The sequence below is a fragment of the Anaerostipes hominis (ex Lee et al. 2021) genome (genome assembly GCF_002270485.1).
GTDB classification, from domain to species: domain Bacteria; phylum Bacillota; class Clostridia; order Lachnospirales; family Lachnospiraceae; genus Anaerostipes; species Anaerostipes hominis.
This window is the reverse complement of sequence record NZ_NQOG01000009.1, coordinates 83,809-110,339: the sequence shown is the minus strand read 5'-3', so window position 1 is coordinate 110,339 and position 26,531 is coordinate 83,809. Positions and strand designations below refer to the sequence as shown.

Sequence of the window (26,531 nt, the reverse complement as noted above, 5' to 3'; positions counted from 1 at the left end):
CTACGATTTCGCTATCCCTTCTTCTCGCCCACACCTCACGATGCAAACCTTGGGAGTCGCTTACAAGTTCGTCGGTAGCTACGCCTATGTGGACTTGCACCACAGAACACGGACATGCCCGTCATACTTAAAAAAACCGCATATATATGCGGTTTTCAAAACTGCACCAGGCAGGAGTCGAACCTGCGACCAACAACTTCGGAGGCTGTCACTCTATCCACTGAGTTACTGATGCAAAGTAGTATATTAAATGTCCGTGTTATATATTACAACAATTCCAAATCATTTGCAATCATATTTTTGAAATTTTAGGACATTTTCTACATTAAATCCGGCATTCCTGACTTTTCCGTTGAGCCTGTTTTCTTTATCATAATGCTCCGCCATGTGCAGTGAGGTACGGTCCAAATTTCCATTGACCTCCGCAGAGCGCATCATACTGACTAAAAGGACCGGGAACGTCCTCCCCTGTTCCTCCATCGCCTCTGAGAAAGGAAATTCAGGGAGTGAACCAATGAGACTCCTTCATCTTTCTTTTGATTTATATTTATATTTCGGCATATATAATTTCCCTCCTCAAGCATCATCTCACGGCAAAAGTCCAAAATACCAGCCGAAGATCTCATTTCCCCAACAAATGGCTGCCCAGATGCCCACACATAAAAACGGTCCGAATGCAAAATGATCTTTGCCTCCTTTTTTCTTTCCGGCCAGCAGGTAGATTCCGTACAGCCCTCCGGCTAACATAGAAAAGAAAAATGCGGCGCCGGTAAGCTTTGCCCCCAGCAGGATTCCCGCTGCGGCCATCAGCTTAATATCACCGCCCCCGAAAGCTCCAGGGATCAGTACCGTAAGCAGCAGCATCGGAACGCTGACCGCAAAACATCCGGTCACCCTCACAGGCAGAGAAACTTCCGGAAACACAAAAAGAGACACGGCTCCAAGACACGCTAACGCCAGTACAAAGCCATTGGGAATTTCCATTGTGTCAATATCTACAAATGTCACTGCAGTCAAAAGAGCCCCAGTCATTAATAAAAAAACTGTTTTAAAAAGGTAGATGCCTGCTCCCGTCTCATCCAAAGGAACGGCTGCCGCACACTGAACAGCTAAAATTCCTCCCAGTAATTCTACAAAGAGGCAGCGGACCGGGATCTTTGATTTACATTTTCTGCATCTGCCTTTAAGGAGAATATAACTGAATACTGGTATCATATCGTATAGTTTTAGATTGGTCCTGCAGGACGGACAAAAACTTCTGCCGCCGACAAAAGAAATCTTCCTGGGCACCCTATAGATCAAGACATTCACAAAAGAAAAGACGGATGCTCCGATCCAGAAGAATATAAAATATACAAGTCCCATGTTTCCCCCTTTTGCAAAAGAAAAGGATACCCCAGAAATAAAAATACTTTTGGGACACCCTTTTACTTAAATCTCTTATGAATCCCCTATCATCCGGCTCAATCGCTACACTTTCCTGACTGGTTTTCCCTTCATTTCTTTGTAGCTTACGATGTAGCCATCCTCAATATATACAAGTTCTGTCACTTTTACATCCCGTCTGTCATAGGCAATGGTGTCGATCCTTCCATAACTCCTGGCAGTTTTTAAAATGTCCTTTTCCACATCCCCGGAGAACACCTGGCGTTTTCCCGCGTCAGGAACTTCTTCCCCTTTTGCATATTCTATGAACTTGTGATTTTTAAACCTTCTTCGTGTGCACAGGTTATACCGTCCGAAATGTAATAGAAACACTATCATATTTGCTTGCCTTTACCTCTGAAAGTTTCTCAACGAACGGGCAGCAGCAGCTGTACCAGCGGCAGAAAAGTAACCATCAATTCCACATGGGTCATTCCGCTTCCGTATTTTTCTCATGCAATCACTCCTGCCATTTTGTCGCCCAGATCCACTGCTCCGGCTCGCCAGTGTTTAGCTTTAAAGAATACCTGGTCGTTATATGATATTCCTGCTTTCTGGAACTTGCACTTACTTTTGTCACAAGTACAGCCTGGTCAAGGGATTCATCCTTTTAAACTCCCAGTAGACCGTAACCTTTATGTCTCCCAGTGTATCTTTCGCCGATTGGATCATCTCAATATCCAGAGTGCGGAAAGCTTCTTTTTTGCCGTAGCCTTCTTCTTTCTCATTGTAGTAGACCCGCTTATCGTTTTTCATCCTTTTAGTTCATGCCGTTATAATAGCCATTGATCGTGCGCTCGATTTTAGCATAAAAATCTTTTATATTTGCTTCTGAAAGCTGCGTCGGATCTACAGTAAAATTGCTGATCGTAACTTTCCTGCCTTCTTCAGTTCCCGATGTCCTGTAATTCTGAGTTCCCTGTCTTTCCACCGTCAGAGGGATACCGATCCCCACATTGCCTTCTGTCTGATCCGCAGAAATAAGGATGGCAAAAATAACCAGTGCCGCCATGAGCTCTACCAATGTATACCCTCTGTTGCTTTCAGCCTGTTTTTTATAGAAGCTCTCCTTGCTTTCTTTTCTGCTGTCTGTTTCTTTTATGATACAATATAAATCTAAGAAATTCAACGATTCCATGAAAGATGGGTTAGACATATCAGGACGTTTTATTATATACTGGTAGAATTGACAAAGCTAAGAAAGGATGATTTTATGTACACATCAAAAATCGTTGTAAGATACGCGGAAACAGACCAGATGGGGATTGCTCATCACAGTAATTATCCAGTCTGGTTTGAGGTTGCAAGAACCGATTTTATCAAAGCCTCAGGAATCAGCTACACAGACGTGGAGAAAGCCGGCATTATCACACCTCTTACCGGCCTTACGGTCAGGTATAAACAGGCCGCTTTTTATGAAGACGAACTTTCCATCCGGATAAAACTGACAAGGCTTACACCGGTGCGCCTGGAATTCTCCTATGAAGTCATTCGGGAAAATCCCCGCGCCCTGATCGCCACCGGCACCACCTCTCACGGGATGGTCGGCAAAAATCTGGTGCCGGTCAATGTAAAAAAAGAACATCCCGAGATCTACCGGATGTTTGAGGAAAGTCTGGACAAATAGAGTTCAGGCCATACTTCTGTCCTCCTGTTCAGACAAAAAGAATTTCATTTTGGCCGGCTGTGGACAGTGAAAATTTGGGTATGTTCCCTGCACCGGTTCATACCCTGATGTTCATAAAATTTAAAATTACAGCTTGTGTCTGTAAACAGATAAATACTTTGAATCTCTTCATTTTTCATACAGGTTTATACATCCAAAAATCTTGATAACCTGAAGTCTGGCTGCAGAGGCAGCTGTACAGAAAAACTCTTGCCAATTTAGATGCTGTCTCTGTCCATGTATTCTCTTATCCTGATTTGTTCTTTCATTTGATTGCTCCTATTCTAATTAAACTTATTGGTATATAATTACCTTAAAGTATTCAGTAAGCGTGAAGTCAAGGAGGAAATATCATAAATCGCCGCTCAATAAAAATGACAACTTCACAGTTTGCAAAAATCTACGCAATCACCAAGCGGACTCTGCACTATTATGATACGATCGGTCTGTTCTCACCACACTCTAAAGGAGATGATTTTGTGATTTCCAGTGCAGACGAATACATCACACAGATGATGATACAGTCAGAAACTAAAGAGAGGTAAGACATGAAATTAATTTTATTTCTTGTAATTATAGGCGTGAAATCCTTAATCACAAAGCTGGCCGCGCTGGGACTTATTTTTTTTATATTTTTGATGAAAGACAGATCTCTATGCTTCGCTCCCGGCAGATGGATCGGGTTTATTCTCAGTCTCTCGAAAAAGCAGATAAAGACATACGCTGTTTTCCTTTACACCGTATCGGCATTGCTGTCGACGGTTTTTATCTGGTATGCCTTGTCTTTGACAGGATTCCGGTACACATCCGCCATTGCAGTCCTTGTATTTTTCTCAGGGTTTGCTGCACGCGGCTTTCAATTTTATAATCTGTGGAACCGTTATATCCTGGATGAATGGAATAAGTATCATCCGTCAGAAGGAAGTTCGACATAGATCCACAGCCAGCCGTCCTTTTTTCTGGCCCTGACAGTTCCCCCCATCTGTTCTGCCAAAAGTTTTACAATGGCAAGGCCCATACCTCCCGGCCGGCTTGTTGATCGGTCTTCCCTGTAAAACCGGACAAACAGGCGATCCGGGTCTGCTGTTACCGTTGTCCGGTTTCCAAATGAAAAAACCGCTTTTTTTGTTTTTACTACCCTGACCACAGCATCGGATTCTGCATAGGCAAGACAGTTACGAATCAAATTCTGAATAATTCTGATGAGCATTTCCTTATCCGCTTTTGCATAAACCAGATCTGTTTCTTTCATCCGGATGGAAAGTTTATGTTCTTCCAGCACCGGAACCATTTCCGCAATACATTCGGCGATCAATGCCCCAAGATTAATCCGTTCACATTTTGGCTCTGATGCTTTATAAGAAAAAAGAGAATACTCAAAAAATTGTTCGATCATCTTCCCCAGTTCATCTGCATGTTTCTGAGCGGTCCGGAGTCTTTCTCTCTGTCCTTCCTCCGTTAGTGTAGCCATGAGCAGCTGCTGGTATCCCTTGATTGCCGTCAGAGGTGTTCTGAGATCGTGGGATAAGTCTGCTATCATTTCCTTCTGCTCCTTTTCCCTGCGCACAGTCTCTTCCCTCAGTTTTTCCTCACTTTTCAGGCATCGGTTGATATTTCCCGCAAGGCTTGTAAGCCCGGAATCTATCAATTCCAGGCTTATCGGCTGTCTCGTATTTTCTTTTCTGCGTTTTTCCAGCTGGCGGTTTATTTTATTGACCTGCTTCCGGAGCAAAATCACATATCCGACCAGAATTACGATCACCGCTGACAATATAAGAACCATCTGTACATCTCCTGTATGTTTATTTGATCTCGGCTCTCCTGAAAATGAGCATGGCCGCCAGGATCATCAGAACGGTAAAACCGACTCCGGTTCCGACACTCTTCAAAAACATTTCCGGTTCTGCGTCCATAGAAAGCCGGGTTAAATTTTTAAAGTGGAACGGCGTCATACTGATCATTTTTTCAAATACTTTAAATACTTTGTTTCCTCCTGCCTGAAGCATTCCGCAGGTCATTGATACCAGATATCCAATCCCGATGACCGGCACCGGCCTGCGAAAAATAAACGCCAGCGGAAGACAAATGCTCAGCTGTCCCGCGTAGACCACACATACCGCCGCCGTGATCCCAAGAATTTTCAATACAGAATATAGTGTGAGCGCATTTCCTGATTCTCTGCAAATCAAAGTGAGAAACACAGACGGGATATACAGCTGATACTGGCTGTCTATAAAAAATGCCGTGATCGTGACTGCGAAATACGGAAGAATCAATAGAAAGAGGATCAAAAAATAAGAAAGTGCTTTCCCCAGAACCAGCTGACTTCTTCCGATGCCTCCGGACACTGCATCGTGAACAGTCTTATTTTCAAAATCCCCGCAAAGAAACATTCCTGCGGCCACTGTTCCCAAAAGGGCCACCATCTGAGGATCTGCCAGGAAGGATGCATTGCCGGCAGCGTTCATGCCAAGAGTGCCGTTCCCGAACAGACGGGCCACGATCAACATGAGGACTGCTCCTGCCCCGGAGATCAAAAAGATCACTTTTAAAGCCAATGACTTTTTCAGCTTTAACATATCAGCCCTTAAAACATTCATCATTCTGACCGCCCCCTATCACAGATATAAAATAATTCTCCAAACTATCACCTTCCACGGAAAATCCTTTCACTGTCAATCCGTTTTGATATAAAGTTTCCACAACCTGCTCCTGCCGTTCCAGGCAATCATACAGCTTTGCAGAGCCGTCCGGCATCACTTTATAATTCGACGTATGAAGGCTCTCTTCTAAAACCGCTGCCAGCCTGGATGTCTCCGCACACCGGATTCTGATGTGACGCTTACACTTTTCATCCAGTTCTTCCTGGTTCAGCGTTTTTACGACTTTTCCCTCATGGATAATAATATAATCTGTTACCGTCTGGTAGAGTTCCGGCAGATTGTGGCTGGAAATCAGGATCGTTATATGATTTTCCCGGCACAGTTTTATCAGAAGACGGCGGATTTCCACCACACCAAGCGGGTCCAGCCCATTGACGGGTTCATCTAAGATGAGCAGTTCCGGACTGCCGATCAGTGCATCTGCGATGCCGAGTCTCTGCTTCATACCCAGGGAAAAATCTTTTGCTTTTTTCTTCCCTGCCTTTGAAAGGCCTACCAGTTTGAGCAGTTCATCTTCATTTTCCTCGTTTGGTATTCCCTTTAAGACTCTGCGGACTCTCAGGTTCTCTTTGGCATTCATGTTTCCGATAATGCCCGGATATTCGATCATACAGCCAATCCGTTTCCGCTCCTCCTGCAGGGCTTTTTCACCCCCGCGCCCAAACAAAGAAATGCTTCCTTCTGAGGGGAAGCTGAGTCCTGTCGCAAGACGCATCAGTGTGGTCTTCCCGGCTCCGTTCCGGCCGATCAGCCCATAAATTTTCCCGGGCTCAAGTTTTACTGAGACCCGGTCAAGCGCACGGAAACTGCCGAAATCTTTCGTCAGATTTTCTGTCTCCAATACATAATTCATGTTTCTCACCTGTCCTTTCCTTTTGTAAGTACAGTATAGCTGTCAATCGTAAAGAAAAGGTTAAGTTCATACTATCAATGGTAAAGAATTTGTCGGTTTATTCCTTGTACATCCGATATCCGATGCCCCACACCGTCTCAATATACTGTTCTAAGGGATTCGCATTTTTTAATTTGTTCCTTAAATTGCTTATATGGGTCTTTACTGCATTATCATCCCCCAAATATTCATCTTCCCATACAGTCTCGTATAAATTTGCTTTTGTGTAGACCTTCTTCGGATACTCCATCAGCAGTTGAAGGATTGCATATTCCTTTGCGGTAAGTTTCACATCCTGGCCTTCCAGCAGTACACTTTTTGCATCTTTCGACAGTATCAGATCTTTGTATTGAAGCGTCTGTTCTTTGACTTTGGAAGAACTTTGCCGTCTTAAATTCGACAGGACCCTGGCCTCTACCTCTCCCATATCAAAAGGCTTCGTAATATAGTCGTCGGCCCCCAGCTTTAAGAGATCGATCTTTGTTCCCACCAGGTCCTTTGCCGAAATGACGATCACCGGAATATCCGAAAATTCCCTCAGTTCCCTCAAAACCTGATCTCCGCTTTTATAGGGAAGCATCAGATCCAGGAGCACCAGGTCATAGCAGTGTTCTTTCAGTTTTCTAAGCCCGTCCGTTCCGGAAAAAGCTGACTCTGGCTGATAGCCGGACTCTAAGAGAAACTCCGACAGCATCCGGCTGACATCCTGATTGTCCTCTATGATCAATATTGATCCCATCATTCCTCCTTCATCCCTGCCGCATATACAAGCTGTTCCAAGAGGATCAGCCTCATCAGCTGATGTGGAAATGTCATTGCACTGAAACTCAGCTTAAATGTCCCCCTCCTCTGGACCGCACTGCAAAGTCCCAGAGATCCTCCGATAACGAATACAACCTCTGCATCCCTCTGCCTGTTCCATTTCTCCCACTTGTGCCTGAGTTCGTCTGAAGTCATTTGTTTTCCGTCAATACAAAGCGGGATCACAATGCTTCCTTCCGGAATCCGGTTTAAGATCCTCTTGCCCTCGATCTCCCGGATGCGCTCCTCCTCCTTCTCACTGGCTCCGTCAGGTGTTTTTTCATCTTTCAGTTCAATGATCTCCAGACGGCAGCTCCTGTTCAGTTCTTTCACACAGCGCTCGATCAGTTTTCTTAAATATGGCTCCTTAATCTTCCCCACACAGATAATCTTTACGTTCATTTTGGGGCTCCTGCGGCCTTTGTCACATCCACCCACTTCACGGCTTTTGCACATTGAAAGAGTTCTTCCGGTTTGAGCTCAATCGCAGAATTTGCGCTGCCGCAGGCAGGAAAAACAGTTTCAAACTTTCCCAGCGACTCATCCAAAAATACTTCTGTATGCTCCGGATTTGCAAATGGGCAGACACCGCCCTTTTCATGTCCGGTAAGCTTTTTTACATCGTCTCCTCTCAGCATCTTTGCCTTTAACCCGAACATATTTTTAAATTTTTTATTGTCGATCTTTACGTCTCCGGCGGTTACCACAAGGATACAGCACCCATCCGGCCCGTAAAAGGATAACGTCTTGGCGATCCTCGCTTCTTCCACACCCAGTGCTTTGGCCGCTAGCTCTACTGTGGCACTGGAAGCTTCAAAATCCTTCATTCTGTCAGCCATATTAAATTCTTTTAAATAACTCCTGACCTCTGTTACAGACATGTCAATCATCCTTTCTCTTCCTGAATACTTACTCTTCACTATTTTAAGCTTTCTTTATTCAGTTGACAAGTTTTGCTTTCCGTGATCCGTGCATCCAGACTTTTCCCGAAACAAAAGAAGACAGCCAGGTTTGTTTCTCCCGGCTGTCCACTCCTCCATCTTCTTTTTCTTAAACAGACAGACTGCTGCTCCCGTCAATCGTATCACGCATCCAAAAATCCACGGCGTCTTATGTTTATTCCCAGTCTTTGCAACACGGTGTCTTTATCTTTATAAGAACTTTGGATACAGCGAAAAGACGGGCTTTTCAAAACCGAATGCAGAAAATCGAGAAAATCTCTTTAATTTATTAATCGTCTCTGCCGCCGCCGAATAAAATCACCAGACGCAGCAGACTCAAAATAGCTGCAGCCGCAGATGCTACATAGGTCAATGCAGCCGCAGATAATACTTTTCTTGTATCTTCCACTTCATCATCATACATCATCGCAGAGTCTTTCAAAACTCTCAGCGCACGGCTGGATGCGTTGAACTCTACCGGAAGAGTTACTAACTGGAAGATCACGGCCAGCGAGAACAGGAGTATCCCGATATTCAGGAGTGTCTGATTGGCCCCCATGATGATACCCAGGATAATAAAAACCCATGAAAGATTAGAGCCAATATTAGCTACAGGTACTAGACTTCCGCGGAGTTTGAGCGGTGCATACGCCTCTTTGTCCTGCATAGCATGACCGCACTCATGAGCGGCGACACCGATTGCCGCTACCGATGTGGCATTATACGTAGCGTCGGACAATCTTAATACTTTACTTCTTGGATCATAGTGGTCGGTCAGGTTACCGGACACACGTTCCACTACTACATCATAGATTCCCGCATAATTCAAAATTTTCGTAGCTGCCTGTGCTCCTGTCAGCCCTGAGTGACTGCGGACCCTTGAGTACCTCCTAAAAGCCGAATTCATCTTGGCAGATGCCGCAAGCGTAATAATAACACCTATTATAATCAAAATATAAGTCGGATCAAAAAATCCATACATCGGAAACATAAGTCATCCCTTCCTCTTCAAAAAGTTTATCTTTTCTTTACAGTAACATGCATTATATCTTCAAGCTGTTATAAAATCAATAGATTTTATAGTTATTTTAGAAAAAATCACAGGATGTTCACAAAGAAAATTCGTCCTGTCTTCTTTCATATAATCCTGAAATATTAAGGTTATTAGTATCTCATAGGAGATCAAAATCCATACAAAGTTTACTTTCTGATTTTTAAATTCTGAGTTGGACGCTGTACAGATCTCATAACCGCTTGGCCTTTTATCCTTTTTCCAGCTGATCCTTAATTTTTTCCCTTTTATATTCTTAATGCTGAATGAAGGACGCTTCGGTGCCGCTTTGACCGTAATATTTTTAGAAGCACTGCTATAAATGCCCGATTCAGGAACAGATACTTTGATCACAGCCCTGCCGGTTCCCCTGATGGCACCTTCCCGGATCTGCATGATATATCATCTTCTTAATTATATCATAAAAAGACCCTTCATCATGACATAAATGCATAATGAAAGGTCTCTGTTCGGTCTGTACAGTCTATTCGTTCCAGTTATGCCAGACATCCTGGACGTCATCATCTTCTTCCAGCAGATCCAGCGTCTTCTGCAGATTCTTGATATCATCCTCAGAAACCAGCTCTACCATGGTGTTCGGGATCATGGTGACTTCCGCACTGGCCATCTCGATGGACTCCGCTTCCAGAGCCTCCCTGACTTTAGAAAAATCATCCGGGTCCGTAACGATCTCATAGCTGTCTTCCTCTGCGGCAAAATCCTCTGCTCCCGCATCCAGCGCAGTCATCATGAGATCGTCCTCATCCATCTGACAATCCTCTTTTGCGATAATGATCTGGCCCTTTTTCTCAAAATTGTAGGAGACACAGCCCGGTGTCCCGATGCTTCCGTTTCCTTTGGTAAAGGCACTCCGGACATTGGAGGCAGTCCTGTTTTTGTTGTCTGTCAGAGCCTCTACGATGATCGCAACTCCGCTCGGGCCGTATCCTTCATATGTAATAGCCTCATAGTTGACGGCGTTTGCATCGCCCGCAGCTTTTTTGATGCTTCGGTCAATGGTGTCATTGGGCATATTGTTGGCCTTTGCCTTAGCGATAATATCACGGAGCCGGCTGTTATTTTCCGGGTCCGCACCGCCTTCTTTCACCGCCACAGCAATCTCTCTTCCGAGTTTGGTAAAGATCTTGCCTTTTTTCGCGTCATTTTTTTCTTTCTTGTGTTTAATGTTTGCAAATTTACTATGTCCTGACATAACTGTATTTACTCCTTCTCTGAATCATTTTCTTCTTTTTTTGTATGCTTTTTCTCCACTTTTACCTGTTTGATCACGTTGTCGTGAATATCCACGGATTTAAAAGACCATCCTTCATAAATGATCTCCACTTCTTCTCCCTGTTCCGGAAGATGGCCCAACTGGTCTACCAAAAATCCGCTCAGCGTTTCAATCTCTTCTACTTCAAACTCGATGCCGAGCACTTCCTCGATCTTTTCAAGTCTCGTGCTTCCCCGCATCAGGAAAATATCGGCCCAACCAAGCTTTGTGATCTCCCTGTCTTCCACATCATACTCATCCAGGATATTTCCAACGATCACTTCCAGCATATCTTCCATTGAAACAATGCCTTCTGTCTGACTGTATTCATCCACAACGATCGCCATATGGATCTTTTTTGTCTGCATTTCCTGAAACAACACAGACAGATTCATGGTCTGGTGTACATAGAACGGCTCCCTGGCAATCTCATAGAGCTCCAGATCTTTATTATTTATAAAGGCGTCGATCACATCCTTGAGATACAGGACACCGATGATATGATCGATATCCTCCTCATAGAGAGGAAATCTTGAATATGGCTCATCCAGCATAAAATGCAGGGCTTCTTCCAGAGACATGGTGCAGTCGATCCCATCGATTTTCTTTCTGGAAGTCATGACATCGGTTACATCTTTGTCCCCGAACTCAAAAATATTGGTGATCATCTTGGCTTCATCTTCCAAAATGGCCCCCTGCTCATGCCCCTGGTTGACAATGTTCATGATCTCTTCCTCATATTCATTGTCATTATCGTCATCCGCTTCCCGCTCTGTCTGATCGTTTTGCTTACCCTTGGGCTTATTTTTGCTTTTCGTTCCAATTATGTAGCCGAAGACGGCACCTAATACCAACGTAAGCAGCGGTATCAGGATCATCGCGGCACTTAAATCTTCCATATACATCTCCTTTATTCATCAGTCGTAATAAAATATACCATTTTACGAAGAAAAGGTCAATCTGTCCATCTATGTATCAAGACTTAAACTGATCTTTAATGCCCTGTCAACTTTCTCCAATATAAAACTGTTCAGATGACAGACCTTTTCTCTCAGCCGGCTTTTATCGATCGTCCTGATCTGTTCCAGCAAGATAACCGAATCTTTTTCCAGCTGGCATTTCCTGCAGTCCACCGGCACATGGGTCGGAAGTTTTGCCTTGTTCATCTTGCTCGTGATCGCTGCACAGATGACCGTGGGGCTGTATCGGTTGCCCGCGTCGTTCTGCAAAATAATGACCGGGCGGACGCCTCCTTGTTCTGAGCCGACAACAGGCCTCAAATCCGCATAAAAAATATCTCCTCGCTTAATTACCATAAGCCTAATCACTCTCCATCTCTTTCATAATAGTTTATGAAGAGTATTGACATTTCTTTCAGAAGTATTCAACTTAATCCTATTTTCCAAACGATTTTCGTCCGGCTTTAGAATACCTCAGTCTTCCAGATAGTCCACTGCCTCTTTTGCCTTTCCATCCTGGAAGTATACTCTGGGAACCCTTTTTCCGATCCCGCAGACAAATTCATAGTTAAAGGAACCTGCCAGATCTGCCGCCTCTTCCACCGTGATATTTTTATCTCCGTCTGTCCCTACCAGGGTGACCCGGTCCATGACGCTGACGCCTTCGATATCGGTCACGTCCACCATAAACTGATCCATGCAGATCCTTCCAATAATCGGCGCATACTGTCCCCGGATAATGACCCTTCCCCTGGAAGATAAGGCCCTCGGATAGCCGTCAGCGTAACCTACCGGTATCGTCGCGATCCTGGTCTTCCTGTCCGTAACGAACGTTGAGCCGTAACTGACCCCTTCTCCCGGTCCCACTTCCTTTACATGGATCACATGGCTGATCAGGGAAAGTGCCGGCTTTAAATCAATGGCCGACTTATCCACTTCTTCGGATGGGTACAGTCCATAGGTGATGATGCCGGAGCGCACCATATCCATGCGGCATTCACAAAGGTCCATGATGGCTGCGCTGTTGGAGACGTGCTTGACCGGGATCTTGATCCCTTTTTCTTCAATCTTTGAGACAAACTGATCAAACAGTTCCTTCTGGTGTCTGGCTGATGTCTTCTCCTCCTCGTCCGCACATGCAAAATGAGTAAAAATCCCCTGGATCTTAATATTCGGAAGCTTCCGGATACGCTGTACCTGCCCGACAGATTCTTCCGTGGGCTTAAAACCGATCCTGTTCATTCCGGTATCCACTTTGATATGTATCTTGGCTTCCTTCTTCATCGTAACCGCAAATTTAGAGATCGCCTCCGCCATCTCATAAGAAAATACCGTCTGTTCAATTTCGTGCTGGATCAAAGAAGCATACTGATATTCCGAAGTATATCCAAGAATTAAGATCGGTTTTGTGATCCCCTGTTTTCTCAGTGCGATCCCTTCCTCAATGATCGCCACCGCAAAACCGTCGACGCCGATCTTATTCAATGCCTTCGCCACCGGGACTGCCCCGTGTCCGTAGCCGTCGGCCTTGATCACCGGCATGATCTTTGTATCCGGCCCCACAATTTTCTTTATCTCGCTGATATTTTGGCAGATCGCATCCAGGTCGATGGCTGCATATACTCTATAATATTGATTCATTGCTGATTCCTCCTAAAACACTGCTGACCGCGTCGATGATGTCTGATGCCAGCATGCTGTCGTATCCCAAAATTTCTGCAGCATGGTCTCCTGCAAGCCCATGGACATAGACGCCCAGAACCGCAGCTTCCAAACATCCCATGCCTCTCCCGAGGAGACTTGCGATCATGCCGCTTAACACGTCTCCGCTCCCCCCTGTGGCCATTCCGTTGTTGCCGCTGCTGTTATAATAAACGGGCCGGTCGGCTGACACTACGAGCGTCGCCGCATCCTTCAGCACAGCAGTGCCGCGGAATCTGTCTGCCAGCCTCTGCCCCGCATCCGTCAAACTTTCTTTCACCTGCTCTGCGGATATTCCAAGAAGCCTTGCAGCTTCCAGGAGATGCGGTGTGAGAACACACCCTGCCGGATAATCGATCTCCATTCCATAACGGCTGACCGTATTCAGGCCGTCGGCATCCAGCAAAAGAGGTTTCTTTCCACACTGTAAAACCTCTTCCAATAATTCTTTGGTCCGCTCTGAGACTCCCATTCCAGGTCCGAATAAGATACAGTCACACCATTCAAGGGCTTTTTTTACATTCTCATATGTTCCGAACAGTACTTCCGGAAGCATAGACTGCAGAATCGGACGGTTGGCTTCACAGGAAATCACCTTTACCAGTCCGCTGCCCATGCGCAGAGCACTCTTTGCCGAAAAAAAAGCAGCCCCTGACATCGTCTCATTTCCTGCTATGATCAGGACTTTTCCGTAGGTGCCCTTGTGAGAATCCGCAAAACGGCCCGGAAGCCTCTTTAGATCTTCCCTGTCGTATGTGAATCCCCCTGCATGCTTCTTTAAAACGGAATCAAAGAAACCGATCTTTTCTACATACAGCCGTCCCGCATATTCTCTTCCCGGATAGAGCAGATGTCCTGCCTTGGGCCCGCCGAACGTCACCGTAGCGTCTGCCCTGACGGCGCATCCAAGGACTTTCCCCGTATCCCCGCTGATGCCGGAGGGAATATCGACTGACATGACTCTGGCTCTGCTTTCATTGATCCTCTCCACAACGGTCCGATATATCCCCGCTATCTCCCTGGAAAGGCCTACGCCGAACATTCCTTCCAAAATCCAGTCATAGCCGTTATAATCTATTTCTTTTTTTTGCTCATACCCAAGACGGGTAAGGATATCATACTGCGTCTTTAAATCTCCGGATGCCTTGGACAGCTCCCCCACGACTGTGAAATCCACAGAATATCCTTCCTCCAGAAGGATTCTGGCCGCAGCCAGCGCATCTCCCCCGTTATTTCCGCATCCTGCCACAGAAAGTATCCTGTCACTTTTTCTGACCGTTTCCATGAGCCTTCGGGCAATTTTTTCGCTGGCCCGCTCCATCAGCACAAGACCCGGCATTCCGATCTGCTGTATGGTCTCTTTATCAACATCCTGCATTTCCTGATTTTTCAAAACATATTTCATAGACACTCTCCTATGACAAAAGCCTGTGCCAGCCCCCCTGTGTTCGTAACCGACACATGAAATTTCGTAATCTGCATATCCGATGCCAGCTTTTCGGCTCTGCCTGTCAGTTTCACATAAGGCGCTCCTTTTGAATCCCGGAACACTCCGATCTCATAGGGCTCCAATCCGAAGAAGCCGGTTCCAAATACTTTGGAAACGGCTTCTTTAACTGCAAAATTACCAGCAAGAGTCGTACTGTTTAAACCTGCGTATGCCAGTTCCTCTTCTGAAAAAATCCGGCTTAGGCGGTTCTTTCTCTCCACCATCTTCTGTACCCGCCCGATTTCTATCAGGTCAGTTCCTATACCGACAATCATGGCGTTCCTCCCGTCTTTACTCCGCGCCCTCGCCGTCTTCCCTGCTGTGAATATTGTAAGTCAGCGTCATGAGACTTTCTGCCAGATGGACATTCTCCACGGTCACACTGTCTGGCAGCGTGAGATCCACAGGAGCAAAGTTCCAAAATCCTTTGATGCCCCAGGACACAAGATCTTTGGCAATCTTCGGCGCCTGGTCCTGCGGAAGCGTGAGGGCTGCGATCTTGATCTCATGATTCTTTATAAACTCTTCCATATCGTCAATATCGTGCACTTCTACTCCGTGCACCGTGATGCCGATCAGCTTCGGATTTACATCGAACAGTGCGATCACCTGAAAACCAATGCTGTTATTGTTGAAATCCTGATAATTGGCCAATGCCTGCCCCAGATTTCCGGCACCGACAATGATCATCTGATTGCTCTTGTCAAGCCCCAGGATCTTGCCGATCTCCACGTAAAGGTTTTCTACATTGTAACCGTATCCCTGCTGCCCGAAACCTCCAAAGTTATTCAGGTCCTGTCGGATCTGGGATGCAGTTACTTTCATTCTCTCGCTCAGCTCTTTGGATGAGATCCTCGTAATATTTTTTGCTTTCAAAGCCCCCAAATAACGGTAATATCTAGGTAATCTCTTTATAACTGCCGGTGATATATTCTTATCCATTGATGACATTATTACCCTCCCACTTATTTTATTAACTACTCAAATTAAATAAATTATATAAGATTGTCTAATAACTGTCAAACTTTTCGGTGCGTTTTTTCAGAAATTATGTTATGCTTAAAAGGAATTTTTACAGCTTAGAAATTTTGAAGGAGTGCACTATGGTTTTATCTTGTCAGAATATACATAAAACATTTGTCGACCAGGAAGTCCTGAAAGGAATTTCCTTTCATATCAATGAGAAGGACCGGCTCGCCGTCATCGGCTTAAACGGCGCCGGAAAGTCCACCCTGCTCAAGATCATCATGGATCAGATGACACCCGACGAAGGGGAGATCCACAAAAAGAAGGACGCCGATATCGGCTATCTCGCACAGCATCAGGACCATACTTCTTCCCGCACCATTTATGAAGAGCTTTTGACCATAAAACAAGATGTGATCGAACTGGACAAAAAACTCCGCTCTCTGGAGCATATGATGAAGCATTTAAGCGGCGCAGAGCTCGAAGAAAAGATGGAGGAATACACCAGGACCACTCATTTATTTGAACAGAAAAACGGTTTTGCCTATGAAAGTGAGATCGCAGGAATCTTAAAAGGACTCGGGTTTAAAGAGGAAGACTTTCAAAAAATGATTGAGACACTGTCCGGAGGACAAAAGACAAGGGTAGCTCTCGGAAAACTTCTGCTGATGAAGCCCGAGATTCTTCTCCTGGATGAGCCTACCAATCATCTGGATGTTGAGTCAATCCAATGGCTGGAAAACTATTTAAGCCACTATGAGGGCGCTGTCATCCTGGTCTCCCATGACCGGTATTTCCTGGACAAGATCGTCAACAAGGTGATGGAGATCGAGGCGGGGCATGCGATGCTCTTTGACGGCAACTACACTTCTTTTATTAAGAAAAGGGATCAGGTAAAGGCGATCCGCTTAAAGGAGTACGAAAACCAGCAGCAGGAGATCCGGCACCAGAAGGCGGTCATCGAAAAACTAAAGCAGTTTAACCGGGAAAAATCCATCCGCCGGGCCGAGAGCCGTGAAAAGATGCTGAACAAAATTGATGTCATCGAAAAGCCTGTGGAGATCGACGGGAAAATGCGCTTTGCTATCGAACCGTCGGTTGTCAGCGGAAACGATGTCTTAACGGTGGAACATCTGGAAAAAAGTTTCGGGCCGCATACGCTGTTTTCCGATATAAATTTTGAAATATTCCGCGGCGAGCGCGTGGCATTGATCGGCGCCAATGGAACCGGAAAGACTACGATGTTGAAAATCATCTGCAAACAAATGCCTAAAAACAAAGGACTGATCAGGCTCGGTTCCCAAGTATCCATCGGATATTACGACCAGGCACAGGACAACCTGCATCCGGATAAGACAATCTTCGAGGAGATATCTGATTCCTTTCCGGAACTGACCAACACAAAAATCAGAAATACACTGGCCGCTTTCCTTTTTAAGGGAGAAGATGTATTTAAACTTGTTTCTTCCTTAAGCGGTGGGGAAAAGGGGCGGGTATCTCTTGCGAAACTTATGTTATCCCATGCCAATTTCCTGATTCTTGACGAGCCTACCAACCACTTGGACATTCACTCCAAGGAAATCCTGGAATCCGCCCTGACCCAATACACAGGCACGGTTCTTTACGTATCCCATGACCGGTATTTCATAAACAAAACGGCTACAAGAATTCTTGAACTCTCTCCGAAAGACGGTCTTCACTCTTATCCGGGTGACTACCAGCACTATCTTTTAGAAAAGGAAAAGGAAGGCACGAAAGAGGTACAGGATGCTGAAACTGAGTCTGTATCCGATACGAAGCTGATCTGGCAGAAGCAAAAGGAGAAAGACGCAAAACGGCGGAAAAGAGAAAACCGCCTGAAAAAAATAGAACAGGAAATCGAGGAACTGGAGGCGGAAAACACAAAACTTGACGAAGAAATGTGCCTGCCGGAGAACGCAGTCAATACAAAGAAACTGCTGGAACTCTCCACTGGAAAAGCCCGGAATGAGGAACATCTGGAAACCCTTTATGAAGAATGGGAGACCTTGTCAGAAGAAACCGAGTGAAAATGCCATGGTATTTTTACAAATATTTGTTATAATAGACTAAGTACCATTTTTAGGAGGTAACAAGATGAAATTAATATCGTTTGCTGTGCCATGCTATAATTCCCAGGAATATATGAGACACTGCATAGATACATTGTTGACCGGAGGTGACAAAGTTGAGATCCTCATCATCGACGATGGTTCCACGGACAATACCGGCATGATCGCCGATGAATATGAAAACAAATATCCCGGTATCTGCCGGGCGATCCATCAAAAGAACAAAGGCCACGGCGGTGCGGTAAACACTGGTATCGCTCATGCCAAAGGGATTTATTTTAAGGTCGTGGACAGTGATGACTGGGTCAGCGAACATGCTTATGAAGAAATCTTCAATCAATTAGAGACATTTTACCGTCAGGGAACCATCATAGACATGTTTATGTCCAACTATGTCTATGAGAAACAGGGTGTAAAGAGAAAAACCGTGATTCATTACCGCCATACGATCCCGGTTGAACAGATTTTTACATGGGACGATGTAAAGCGTTTTCCTCTGAGCCAGTACATTCTCATGCACTCCGTCATTTACCGTACTTCTCTTCTCCATGAGTGCCGCCTGTGCCTGCCGGAACATACTTTTTATGTAGACAACCTTTACGTTTTCAAACCACTTCCATATGTGAAGACCATTTACTATCTGGATGTAAATTTTTACCGCTACTTCATCGGAAGGGACGACCAGTCTGTCAACGAAGCCAATATGATCAAACGGATCGACCAGCAGTTTTTTGTCACCAAAGCCATGATCGATTATATGAGCAGCTTTGAACTGGTGAACAAGCCGTTATACCGCTACATGAAACACTATCTGAGTATCATCATGACTGTGTCATCTGTCATTGCCATCAAATCCGGCATACCGGAGCATCTTCAGATGAAAAAAGAACTCTGGAAGTACCTGAAATCAAAAAATACAAAACTGTACCGCCAGATCCGGGGCTCTCTTGTTGGAAATGCAGTCAATCTCCCGGGCTATGGAGGCCGGAAAGTTGTCATCGCAGCTTACAAAGCAGCCCGGAAGTTCATTGGATTTAATTAAACGGACATGTCTGCCGGCGCAGACATCCCCAATCAGATCAGATAAAAATGACATTGGAAACAATAAAACCAATGTCATTTTTTATTCCATAAGAAAATTATAATGTGAAATCCAAAACCCTCCACTATATCACCATACTTCTGATCTGTGTTATTCTAAAGCTATGAATGGAGGTTTTTTCATGAAAACTTATAAAACATCTGAGGTTGCAAAACTCATAGGAATTCATCCCAATACCGTCCGGCTGTACGAAAAAGCGGGACTGATCCCAAAACCGGAGCGGCAGAACAATGGATACCGCATTTTTACCGATCTCCATATCGAACAGTTCCGACTGGCCCGTCTGGCTTTTCAAATGGAGGTACTGCAGAACGGGCTGAGGAAAAAGGCTGTCCAGATCGTAAAAACAGCGGCATCCTGTGATTTTTCCAAGGCTCTGGTACTGGCAGAAGAATACCTGGCACAGATCAGAAAGGAACACGCCAATGCCGAAGAGGCAGTTGAAATTGTAACAGAGATTTTAGCCGGAGAATCACAGGAACATACTCATCCCATGAAACGCAGGGAAGTATCCCGGTATCTCGGCATTTCTATGGATGCTCTGAGAAATTGGGAAATGAACGGCCTTTTGACTGTAAAACGCAGGCAAAATGGCTATCGCATATATACGAGTCAGGATATACAGAGGCTCAAAATCATTCGCTCCCTGCGGTGTGCAAATTATTCTTTGGAGTCTATTCTGCGTCTGCTCGGCCGCCTGTCAAAAAATCCCGGGATTGATATCAAAGAAGTTTTGGATACTCCCAATAAGGATGACGAAATTATTGCTGTGTGCGACAAACTGGTTACTTCTCTACGGACTGCCGAGAATAATGCCCTGGAAATGATATGCAAACTGAAAAGAATGAAAAAACAATTTTCTTAAACCCTCCACTTTACCACCAATGTTTCCGTTGGTGGTATTCTTTTTTTATACAAAAAAAGGAGGTATCCTTCATGAATGAAGTGATAAAATCAGAAAAATTATGTAAAACCTATAACAAAACGCCTGCGGTAAACAATATCAGTTTATCCGTAAAGCGCGGAACGGTTTTCGGCCTGATCGGGGCCAATGGTGCAGGCAAGAGCACAACGATTGAATGCATTTTAGGTACAAAGACGGCAGACAGCGGAGAAATATCCATTCTTGGAATGAATCCGCAGACATCCAGAAAGCAGCTGTTTCAAAAGGTAGGAGTCCAATTTCAGGAGGCAACTTATCAGGATAATATCACCGTTTCGGAACTTTGTGAAGTCACCGCTGCCCTCTATAAGGAATCCGCAGATCCAGAAAAATTACTGCAAAAGTTTGGAATTGCCGGCAAAGCAAAAAGCCAGATCAAAGATTTATCCGGCGGCGAAAGGCAGAGACTTTTTGTTATACTTGCACTCATACCCAATCCTGAAGTTGTCTTCTTGGACGAGCTGACGACCGGGCTGGACGCTAGGGCCAGACGACAAGTGTGGAATATACTCTCCTCACTCAAGGAAAATGGACTGACGATTTTCCTGACGTCCCATTTTATGGATGAGATCGAGAACCTGTGTGACTGTATCTGTATTTTAAAAAAAGGAAAAATCATATTTTACGGTACGGTGGCGGAGGCAGTTGAATCGAGTCCTTTTGATCATTTTGAAGACGCTTATCTTTGGTATACAGACGAGGAGGAATGAATCCATGAAAACTTTTAAGACAATGCTGAAAACAGAATTAAAATTATCTCTGAGAGGAATGGATATGTTTATATTTGCGATCTGTGTGCCTCTTGTGGTACTGGCAGTTATAGGAATTATTTATGGAGACAGGCCCGCATTCGGCGGTGCCGGATACTCTTTCCTGGAACAGTCGTTCGGAGCCGTCACCACCATATCCATCTGTGCGGGAGGTGTGATGGGACTGCCGCTGGTCGTCTCTGATTATCGGAGCAAGGGTATATTAAAGCGCTACAAGGTTACGCCGGTCAGCCCTTCCATGATCTTAGCGGTACAGGTGACAATTTATACTTTATATGCGGCTGTTTCTCTGGTCCTTCTCTATACCGAAGCAGTCGTTTTCTTTGGATATCAGTTCCGCGGATCTTTTGTGAGTTTTCTGGGATGTTATCTCCTGGTCATTGTGTCTATGTTCAGTATCGGCATGTTGGTAGGCGGTATTGCTCCGAATACTAAGATAGCGAGTGTCGCTGCGAGTCTGCTGTACTTTCCGATGCTGATTTTTTCAGGCGCAACGCTGCCCTATGAAATCATGCCCAAAGTGCTGCAGAAAGCTGCAGACATCATGCCGCTGACCCAGGGAATCAAGCTGCTGAAAGCCGCTTCTCTGGGAGAAGAATTTGGCAGTGTTATTGTTCCGGTTGTCACCATCGTCTGCATCACAGTAATCTGTACCTCTGCCGCCCTCAAATTCTTTCAGTGGGAATAGCCTGCGCAAAATGTCATGTCTTTTCTGTATTTTGGGCGTATCTTATACTATAACACTTATTAGGAGACAGTATTTTATGAAGCTTATATCACAGATAATCCATGCGGATATCGCCCATAAACATGGCTTCCTGGGGAAGAATATAGGGATTGCCTTCCTGGATACCGGTATCTATCCCCATAAAGAATTTTATCCGGCCGATCAGCGGATCGCCGGATTCATAGATTATGTACACCACAGATCATATCCTTATGACGACAATGGACACGGAACCCATATCACGGGTATTGCCGCATCTGCAAGCTGCGGCATTGCACCTGCAGCACATATCATTTCCCTCAAAGTTCTGGATGCTCTGGGCAACGGAAATCAGCGCACTTTCCTAAACGGACTGTCCTGGATTCACCATTTTCACAAGCAGTATGGAATCCGGATTGTAAACATATCCATCGGCACTCCTGCCTCCGGAAGCGATGAAGCTGCCAATGCGATTGTGAAGCAGGTCAATCAGCTGTGGGATGACGGGCTGGTCGTCTGCATCGCCAGCGGAAATAATGGCCCCAGGGATAATACCATCACCGCACCGGGCAACAGCCGTAAGATCATTACCGTAGGTTCCAGTGACGATGCCAGCCGTCCCATGGGCTCTCAGCGCTTTGCAAAGAATTATTCCAGCAGGGGGCCTACCTCTTCCTGTGTCATGAAGCCGGACGTAGTAGCTCCCGGAACAAATATTTATTCCTGCGGCCTGAACGGAGGACACAGCATCAAGAGCGGCACTTCTATGGCAACACCGGCAGTTTCCGGAGCCATCGCCCTGCTTTTGGAGCGGTATCCGTATTATACGAACAAAGATGTAAAAATGAAACTGCGGTACAATTGTGACAAACTTTCCACTCCGAGAAATCATCAGGGATGGGGACAGATCAACGTTCAGAAACTTCTGGATCTATAAAAGAAACTCCATCATTACCTGATTGCTTAAAAACAGGGCCTGTTGTGGGATCCAAATTCTTTCGGCATCCTGTTTTAACAGACCTTTTCCAGAGAGTTCTTGGATAGGTTTCCGGTAAACATCCAGGATACCTGTCCCGAACCGCTTGGAAAATTCCATTTTTGAGATCCCCTTTGTCATCCGAAGTCCCAAAAACATATACTCTTCCATCTCTTCTTTTTTGGACAGCTCGTTCTCTTTTTCAAATATGCCGCTGAAATCTGATAATGACAAATACTCTTCCATATCTGCCGGATTTGCAAAGCGTTTTTTCCCAAAATAAGAAGATGCCGCCAGACCAAATCCCAGGTATGGTTTTCCTGTCCAGTACCCGCAGTTATGCCTGCATTCATATCCCGGTCTGGCATAGTTGGACAGTTCATACCTTTCATAGCCTAAGGTATGAAGGATCGCTTCCGTCCTTTCGTACATGGCAGCGTCTTCATCTTCCGTCGGCAGGAGATCATCCAGCCCCTTCTTTTCATAGAAAGGTGTCCCTGCTTCGATGATCAGGCTGTAAACCGAGAAATGTTCCGGCTCAAGTTCTGCAGTTTTTAACAGGGTCTGCTCCATCGTTTCCATTGTCTGCATAGGGATCGCATTCATCAGATCCACATTGATATTTTGGAATCCGCAGTCCCGGGCTTCATAAAATCCCGAGACAAAATCCTCAAATGTATGAATCCGGCCCAGCATATTTAATTCTTCTTTCCTGGCACTCTGAAGTCCGAAACTGATCCTGTTGATCCCACAGCTTTGGTAGATCGAAAGTTTTTCTCTTGTGACAGTGCCGGGATTGGCTTCGATCGTGCACTCCATAGTTTCTGCACAGGAAAAAGAATCTCTGACCGTATTCATCAAAGATTCTATCTGCACTGCCGGAATCAGAGATGGAGTTCCTCCTCCGATGAATACCGTGCTCACTGACGGACTTTGGAGGCGTCTTCCCCAATACAGGATTTCCTGCTGAAGCTTTCGTATATAGATACTGATGTCATCATCTCCGGCCGGAAACGAACAGAAATCACAATAATTGCATTTTCTTTTGCAGAACGGTATATGAAGGTACAGTTCGAGTTCTCTAGTCTTCATCTAATTTCAGCACACTCATGAATGCTTCCTGCGGAATTTCTACATTTCCCACCTGCCGCATCCGTTTCTTTCCCTGTTTCTGTTTCTCCAGAAGTTTCCGCTTTCTGGAAATATCTCCGCCATAGCATTTGGCCAGCACATCTTTCCGCATGGCTTTTACTGTCTCCCTGGCAATGATCTTGCTGCCCACTGCCGCCTGTATCGGGATCTCAAATAAATGCCTTGGTATTTCTTCCTTCAGCTTGGAACACATTTTTCTTCCCCTCTCGTAAGCTGTCTCGGCATGAACGATGAAGGACAGTGCATCCACTTCTTCTTTGTTGATCAGGATATCCAGTTTCACGAGCTCTGATCTCTGATATCCCTTCATCTCATAATCCAGAGATGCATATCCCCTGGACCGTGATTTCAGGGCATCGAAAAAGTCATAAATGATTTCGTTAAGTGGAAGTTCATACCTTAAAACAGCCCGTCCCTCCTCGATATATTCCATTCCAATATAAACGCCTCTGCGTTCCTGGCATAGCCCCATGATCGCTCCCACATAATCGGATGTGACCATGATCTCAGCAGATACGATCGGTTCTTCCATATAATCGATCTGAGACGGGTCCGGAAGGTTGGAAGGATTGGTCAGTTCGGCCATCGTACCGTCCGTCTTATATACCCGGTAAACAACGCCCGGTGCAGTAGTCACCAGATCCAGATTGTATTCCCGTTCCAAACGTTCCTGAATGATCTCCAGGTGCAAAAGCCCCAGGAATCCACAGCGGAATCCGAATCCAAGTGCCACCGATGTCTCCGGCTCAAACTGTAGTGAGGCATCATTCAGCTGTAACTTTTCCAGGGCATCCCGAAGGTCCGGATACTTGGCTCCGTCGGTCGGATAAAGCCCGCAGAATACCATTGGATTTACTTTTTTATAACCTGGAAGCGGCTCGCTGCATGGATTGTCTGCATCCGTGATCGTATCTCCGACCGTGGTATCCTGGACATTCTTAAGACTGGCCGTCACATATCCTACCATGCCGGCGCTGAGTTCTTCCGACGGGATGAACTGTCCCGCGCCGAAGATGCCGACTTCCACTACCTCAGCCACGGCGCCGGATGCCATCATCTTCATCTTTGTTCCTGGCCGGATAGTGCCCTCTTTGATTCTTGCAAAAATAATAACTCCTTTGTAGGCATCATAAATACTGTCAAAGATCAGTCCCTGCAGCGGTCCCTCAGGATCACCGGACGGCGCCGGAATCTTCATTACGATCTGTTCCAGCACATCCTCGATGTTGATTCCGTTTTTTGCCGAAATCAGTGGTGCATCCTCAGCTTCAATGCCAATGACATCTTCAATTTCTGTCTTTACTCTCTCCGGATCTGCGCTCGGAAGATCGATCTTATTGATGACCGGCATGATTTCCAGGTCATGGTCCAGGGCAAGATAAACATTTGCCAAAGTCTGCGCCTCGATGCCCTGCGCGGCATCTACCACAAGAACAGCTCCTTCGCAGGCCGCCAGGCTCCTGGAAACTTCATAGTTGAAATCCACATGCCCCGGCGTGTCTATCAGGTTGAAAATATACTCCTCACCGTTCTCTGCCTTGTATACAATACGGACCGCCTGTGATTTAATCGTGATCCCGCGTTCCCTCTCCAGGTCCATATTGTCCAGCACCTGTTCCTGCATCTCTCTGTCAGTCAGGGTGCCTGTTTTTTGAATGATACGGTCTGCCAATGTGGACTTACCGTGATCTATATGCGCAATAATACAAAAATTGCGGATTTTACTCTGATCGATTGCCATAGTTTCCTCCTGTTGCAAATAAACATATTCGATTCAGTATAGCAAAAAAAAGGCTGAAAGTCCATTTCAACCTTTTTCTTTGCTTATATTTATGTAGGTCCTCTAAGGGTATAACACATCATTTAAAATTTCTGCCAGCGGTTTCATTGCATTTTTAGCCTGCTTTACTGTATTGTTTTGAGCACCCAACTCAATCAGAAGACTCCTTCCCCTGTAATGCAGATTATAACGGTATCCCTTGATGTAAATCTTCCTGGTAAGACCCGGATATTTTTTCATTGCCTCCGCCTGAAGCTGCAGGCTGAACGCCAGATTCGTCTTCTTGTTCGGATTTTTCAGGTATTTGATATCTCCATTTTTGGCAGTCCGGCTGATGCCGTTAAAAAACATAAACTGAGCCATTTCCACCCCATTTTGTTTTGAAACCAGTTTTGTACTCTCTTTCACTCCGTCCCGGTGCAGATCGATCACCACCTGGATACTCGGATATTTTTTAAGATATCTCTCAACAGAGGCCGCCGCATAATAATATGCTTTCGACCGGTCTTCCTTTCCGTTTTTTACATCGTAAATCCCTCTGTCATGTATCACATTGATCCCATATTGTTCTTTCAGGAGTTTTGTTAGAACATCTCCGGCTCCTATGACAGTGTCTGACTTTTCTCCTTTCCTGCTGTCCTTATAAGCTTCACTGCCGTGAGTGTGAAAGATCAAAATCTGGGGCTGCTTTGATTTCTTCAGGGAAAGGTCCTTATTTAAAAGAACCTTTCCATTGATCTCACTGTTCGTCACCATCGTAGTGCTGTCTACCTGATAAATATATTTTCTTAAATAATTCGGATCGTTCCACTTTTTACTGTTGAACACGGTCTTCTTCGCCGGAACTTCATCTACCCGGACTCCGCTCTGTTCATTATCCTCCAGATCATAGAACTGATTTTTTACTAAATCGGAACTTTTAACCTCGGAATAATTTTCACTGTAACAGATAGACGGCACAATGTCATTCCGGTAGGTCGTTATGATTTTATTCAGCACTGATCCGTAAATCGGCTGGCCGCCGCTGTGATAGGACGGAATCAGCTCATTTACTGCTTTTAGATAATAATTCTGGACAGCCGTGGACACCATGTCCGGATGTCCGGAAAAAAAACGGATTCCCATGATAAGGAAGACGGCAAACAAGACGCATCCCGCTGCTCTTCTCTTTTTTCCCATATCATC

Annotated in this window: 32 protein-coding genes and 1 tRNA gene; 9 read left to right on the top strand and 24 right to left on the bottom strand. The window is 45.3% G+C overall.

Translation table 11 applies throughout. The annotated features are described in order from the left end of the window. Positions 1–162: 162 nt before the first annotated feature. The 6 genes from CI597_RS10305 to CI597_RS10280 all read right to left on the bottom strand — a co-directional run bounded on the left by CI597_RS10305 (position 163) and on the right by CI597_RS10280 (position 2,581). Positions 163–235, bottom strand: a tRNA-Arg gene (locus tag CI597_RS10305). Positions 236–282: 47 nt separating this feature from the next. Next, on the bottom strand, positions 283–516 hold the full coding sequence (locus CI597_RS19470) for a type II secretion system F family protein (protein ID WP_369882344.1): 234 nt from the start codon (positions 514–516) through the stop codon (positions 283–285). Positions 517–588: 72 nt separating this feature from the next. After that, positions 589–1,365 (bottom strand): prepilin peptidase, encoded by a 777-nt coding sequence (locus CI597_RS10295; protein WP_024727267.1) that lies wholly within the window; start codon positions 1,363–1,365, stop codon positions 589–591. Between the two features lie 105 nt (positions 1,366–1,470). Beyond that, positions 1,471–1,764, bottom strand: coding sequence for a hypothetical protein (locus CI597_RS10290; protein WP_235824599.1), 294 nt, complete (start codon positions 1,762–1,764; stop codon positions 1,471–1,473). Positions 1,765–2,001: 237 nt separating this feature from the next. Continuing rightward, a complete protein-coding gene (locus CI597_RS18550) occupies positions 2,002–2,181 on the bottom strand; it encodes a hypothetical protein (protein ID WP_024727266.1) in 180 nt (59 codons plus the stop codon). 4 nt (positions 2,182–2,185) lie between these two features. Then, positions 2,186–2,581: a prepilin-type N-terminal cleavage/methylation domain-containing protein gene (locus CI597_RS10280; protein WP_081723810.1), complete on the bottom strand. Its 396-nt coding sequence runs from the start codon at positions 2,579–2,581 to the stop codon at positions 2,186–2,188. Positions 2,582–2,638: 57 nt separating this feature from the next. On the opposite strand from CI597_RS10280, the gene CI597_RS10275 reads away from it, so the two are divergent. The 3 genes from CI597_RS10275 (at position 2,639) to CI597_RS10265 (ending at position 4,026) form a co-directional block, all read left to right on the top strand. Next, positions 2,639–3,052: an acyl-CoA thioesterase gene (locus CI597_RS10275; protein ID WP_024727264.1), complete on the top strand. Its 414-nt coding sequence runs from the start codon at positions 2,639–2,641 to the stop codon at positions 3,050–3,052. Positions 3,053–3,465: 413 nt separating this feature from the next. Continuing rightward, positions 3,466–3,636 carry a MerR family DNA-binding transcriptional regulator gene (locus CI597_RS19035; protein ID WP_198959578.1) on the top strand — a complete coding sequence of 57 codons (171 nt, stop codon included), beginning with the start codon at positions 3,466–3,468 and terminating at the stop codon, positions 3,634–3,636. 3 nt (positions 3,637–3,639) lie between these two features. Beyond that, positions 3,640–4,026 (top strand): hypothetical protein, encoded by a 387-nt coding sequence (locus tag CI597_RS10265; protein ID WP_024727263.1) that lies wholly within the window; start codon positions 3,640–3,642, stop codon positions 4,024–4,026. Here the strand turns inward: CI597_RS10265 and CI597_RS10260 are convergent. The 15 genes from CI597_RS10260 to CI597_RS10190 all read right to left on the bottom strand — a co-directional run bounded on the left by CI597_RS10260 (position 3,999) and on the right by CI597_RS10190 (position 15,812). Continuing rightward, positions 3,999–4,874, bottom strand: coding sequence for a sensor histidine kinase (locus CI597_RS10260; RefSeq protein WP_024727262.1), 876 nt, complete (start codon positions 4,872–4,874; stop codon positions 3,999–4,001). The two genes, CI597_RS10265 and CI597_RS10260, sit on opposite strands and share 28 nt — an antisense overlap. A gap of 19 nt (positions 4,875–4,893) precedes the next feature. Continuing rightward, complete coding sequence (locus tag CI597_RS10255; protein ID WP_024727261.1) at positions 4,894–5,694, bottom strand: hypothetical protein; 801 nt, start codon at positions 5,692–5,694, stop codon at positions 4,894–4,896. Beyond that, positions 5,672–6,607 carry an ABC transporter ATP-binding protein gene (locus tag CI597_RS10250; protein WP_024727260.1) on the bottom strand — a complete coding sequence of 312 codons (936 nt, stop codon included), beginning with the start codon at positions 6,605–6,607 and terminating at the stop codon, positions 5,672–5,674. Before CI597_RS10250 ends, CI597_RS10255 begins: the two co-directional genes overlap by 23 nt. A 97-nt stretch (positions 6,608–6,704) precedes the next feature. Next, positions 6,705–7,385 (bottom strand): response regulator transcription factor, encoded by a 681-nt coding sequence (locus CI597_RS10245; RefSeq protein WP_024727259.1) that lies wholly within the window; start codon positions 7,383–7,385, stop codon positions 6,705–6,707. Then, a complete protein-coding gene (gene rlmH / locus CI597_RS10240; RefSeq protein WP_024727258.1) occupies positions 7,385–7,849 on the bottom strand; it encodes a 23S rRNA (pseudouridine(1915)-N(3))-methyltransferase RlmH in 465 nt (154 codons plus the stop codon). The genes CI597_RS10245 and rlmH overlap by 1 nt, the downstream gene beginning before the upstream one ends. Further along, positions 7,846–8,328 (bottom strand): YbaK/EbsC family protein, encoded by a 483-nt coding sequence (locus CI597_RS10235; RefSeq protein ID WP_024727257.1) that lies wholly within the window; start codon positions 8,326–8,328, stop codon positions 7,846–7,848. Before CI597_RS10235 ends, rlmH begins: the two co-directional genes overlap by 4 nt. Before the next feature lie 349 nt (positions 8,329–8,677). Next, the gene (locus CI597_RS10230; protein ID WP_024727256.1) at positions 8,678–9,379 is read right to left on the bottom strand and encodes a zinc metallopeptidase; all 702 of its coding nucleotides are present in this window, start codon (positions 9,377–9,379) and stop codon (positions 8,678–8,680) included. 60 nt (positions 9,380–9,439) lie between these two features. Next, entirely contained in the window at positions 9,440–9,835 is a 396-nt protein-coding gene (locus CI597_RS18540) for a hypothetical protein (protein WP_024727255.1), read from the bottom strand. Between the two features lie 88 nt (positions 9,836–9,923). Next, positions 9,924–10,652, bottom strand: a complete 729-nt coding sequence (locus tag CI597_RS10220) for a YebC/PmpR family DNA-binding transcriptional regulator (protein WP_024727254.1) — start codon at positions 10,650–10,652, stop codon at positions 9,924–9,926. An 8-nt stretch (positions 10,653–10,660) separates the two neighbouring features. Further along, entirely contained in the window at positions 10,661–11,611 is a 951-nt protein-coding gene (locus CI597_RS10215; protein ID WP_024727253.1) for a hemolysin family protein, read from the bottom strand. A 69-nt stretch (positions 11,612–11,680) separates the two neighbouring features. Then, positions 11,681–12,028 carry a type II toxin-antitoxin system PemK/MazF family toxin gene (locus CI597_RS10210; protein ID WP_024727252.1) on the bottom strand — a complete coding sequence of 116 codons (348 nt, stop codon included), beginning with the start codon at positions 12,026–12,028 and terminating at the stop codon, positions 11,681–11,683. Positions 12,029–12,145: 117 nt separating this feature from the next. After that, complete coding sequence (alr, locus tag CI597_RS10205; RefSeq protein ID WP_024727251.1) at positions 12,146–13,312, bottom strand: alanine racemase; 1,167 nt, start codon at positions 13,310–13,312, stop codon at positions 12,146–12,148. Then, on the bottom strand, positions 13,296–14,777 hold the full coding sequence (locus tag CI597_RS10200) for a bifunctional ADP-dependent NAD(P)H-hydrate dehydratase/NAD(P)H-hydrate epimerase (protein WP_024727250.1): 1,482 nt from the start codon (positions 14,775–14,777) through the stop codon (positions 13,296–13,298). The genes alr and CI597_RS10200 overlap by 17 nt, the downstream gene beginning before the upstream one ends. Beyond that, the gene (gene acpS, locus CI597_RS10195; RefSeq protein ID WP_024727249.1) at positions 14,774–15,136 is read right to left on the bottom strand and encodes a holo-ACP synthase; all 363 of its coding nucleotides are present in this window, start codon (positions 15,134–15,136) and stop codon (positions 14,774–14,776) included. Before acpS ends, CI597_RS10200 begins: the two co-directional genes overlap by 4 nt. Before the next feature lie 16 nt (positions 15,137–15,152). Then, positions 15,153–15,812: a redox-sensing transcriptional repressor Rex gene (locus CI597_RS10190; protein ID WP_024727248.1), complete on the bottom strand. Its 660-nt coding sequence runs from the start codon at positions 15,810–15,812 to the stop codon at positions 15,153–15,155. Between the two features lie 152 nt (positions 15,813–15,964). On the opposite strand from CI597_RS10190, the gene CI597_RS10185 reads away from it, so the two are divergent. From CI597_RS10185 to CI597_RS10160, 6 genes are all read left to right on the top strand, one after another. Continuing rightward, entirely contained in the window at positions 15,965–17,875 is a 1,911-nt protein-coding gene (locus tag CI597_RS10185; protein ID WP_024727247.1) for an ABC-F family ATP-binding cassette domain-containing protein, read from the top strand. 67 nt (positions 17,876–17,942) lie between these two features. Beyond that, positions 17,943–18,959: a glycosyltransferase family 2 protein gene (locus CI597_RS10180; RefSeq protein WP_024727246.1), complete on the top strand. Its 1,017-nt coding sequence runs from the start codon at positions 17,943–17,945 to the stop codon at positions 18,957–18,959. Between the two features lie 181 nt (positions 18,960–19,140). Continuing rightward, complete coding sequence (locus tag CI597_RS10175) at positions 19,141–19,884, top strand: MerR family transcriptional regulator (RefSeq protein ID WP_024727245.1); 744 nt, start codon at positions 19,141–19,143, stop codon at positions 19,882–19,884. Positions 19,885–19,955: 71 nt separating this feature from the next. Beyond that, a complete protein-coding gene (locus tag CI597_RS10170; protein ID WP_024727244.1) occupies positions 19,956–20,672 on the top strand; it encodes an ABC transporter ATP-binding protein in 717 nt (238 codons plus the stop codon). 4 nt (positions 20,673–20,676) lie between these two features. After that, positions 20,677–21,420 (top strand): ABC transporter permease, encoded by a 744-nt coding sequence (locus CI597_RS10165; RefSeq protein ID WP_024727243.1) that lies wholly within the window; start codon positions 20,677–20,679, stop codon positions 21,418–21,420. A 76-nt stretch (positions 21,421–21,496) separates the two neighbouring features. Continuing rightward, a complete protein-coding gene (locus CI597_RS10160; RefSeq protein ID WP_024727242.1) occupies positions 21,497–22,375 on the top strand; it encodes a S8 family peptidase in 879 nt (292 codons plus the stop codon). Here CI597_RS10160 and hemW read toward each other — a convergent pair. The 3 genes from hemW to spoIIP form a co-directional block, all read right to left on the bottom strand. Beyond that, positions 22,370–23,506 carry a radical SAM family heme chaperone HemW gene (hemW, locus tag CI597_RS10155; RefSeq protein ID WP_024727241.1) on the bottom strand — a complete coding sequence of 379 codons (1,137 nt, stop codon included), beginning with the start codon at positions 23,504–23,506 and terminating at the stop codon, positions 22,370–22,372. The two genes, CI597_RS10160 and hemW, sit on opposite strands and share 6 nt — an antisense overlap. Continuing rightward, entirely contained in the window at positions 23,496–25,307 is a 1,812-nt protein-coding gene (lepA, locus tag CI597_RS10150; protein WP_024727240.1) for a translation elongation factor 4, read from the bottom strand. The genes hemW and lepA overlap by 11 nt, the downstream gene beginning before the upstream one ends. A 102-nt stretch (positions 25,308–25,409) precedes the next feature. Further along, a complete protein-coding gene (spoIIP, locus tag CI597_RS10145) occupies positions 25,410–26,525 on the bottom strand; it encodes a stage II sporulation protein P (RefSeq protein ID WP_024727239.1) in 1,116 nt (371 codons plus the stop codon). Between the last annotated feature and the right edge of the window lie 6 nt (positions 26,526–26,531).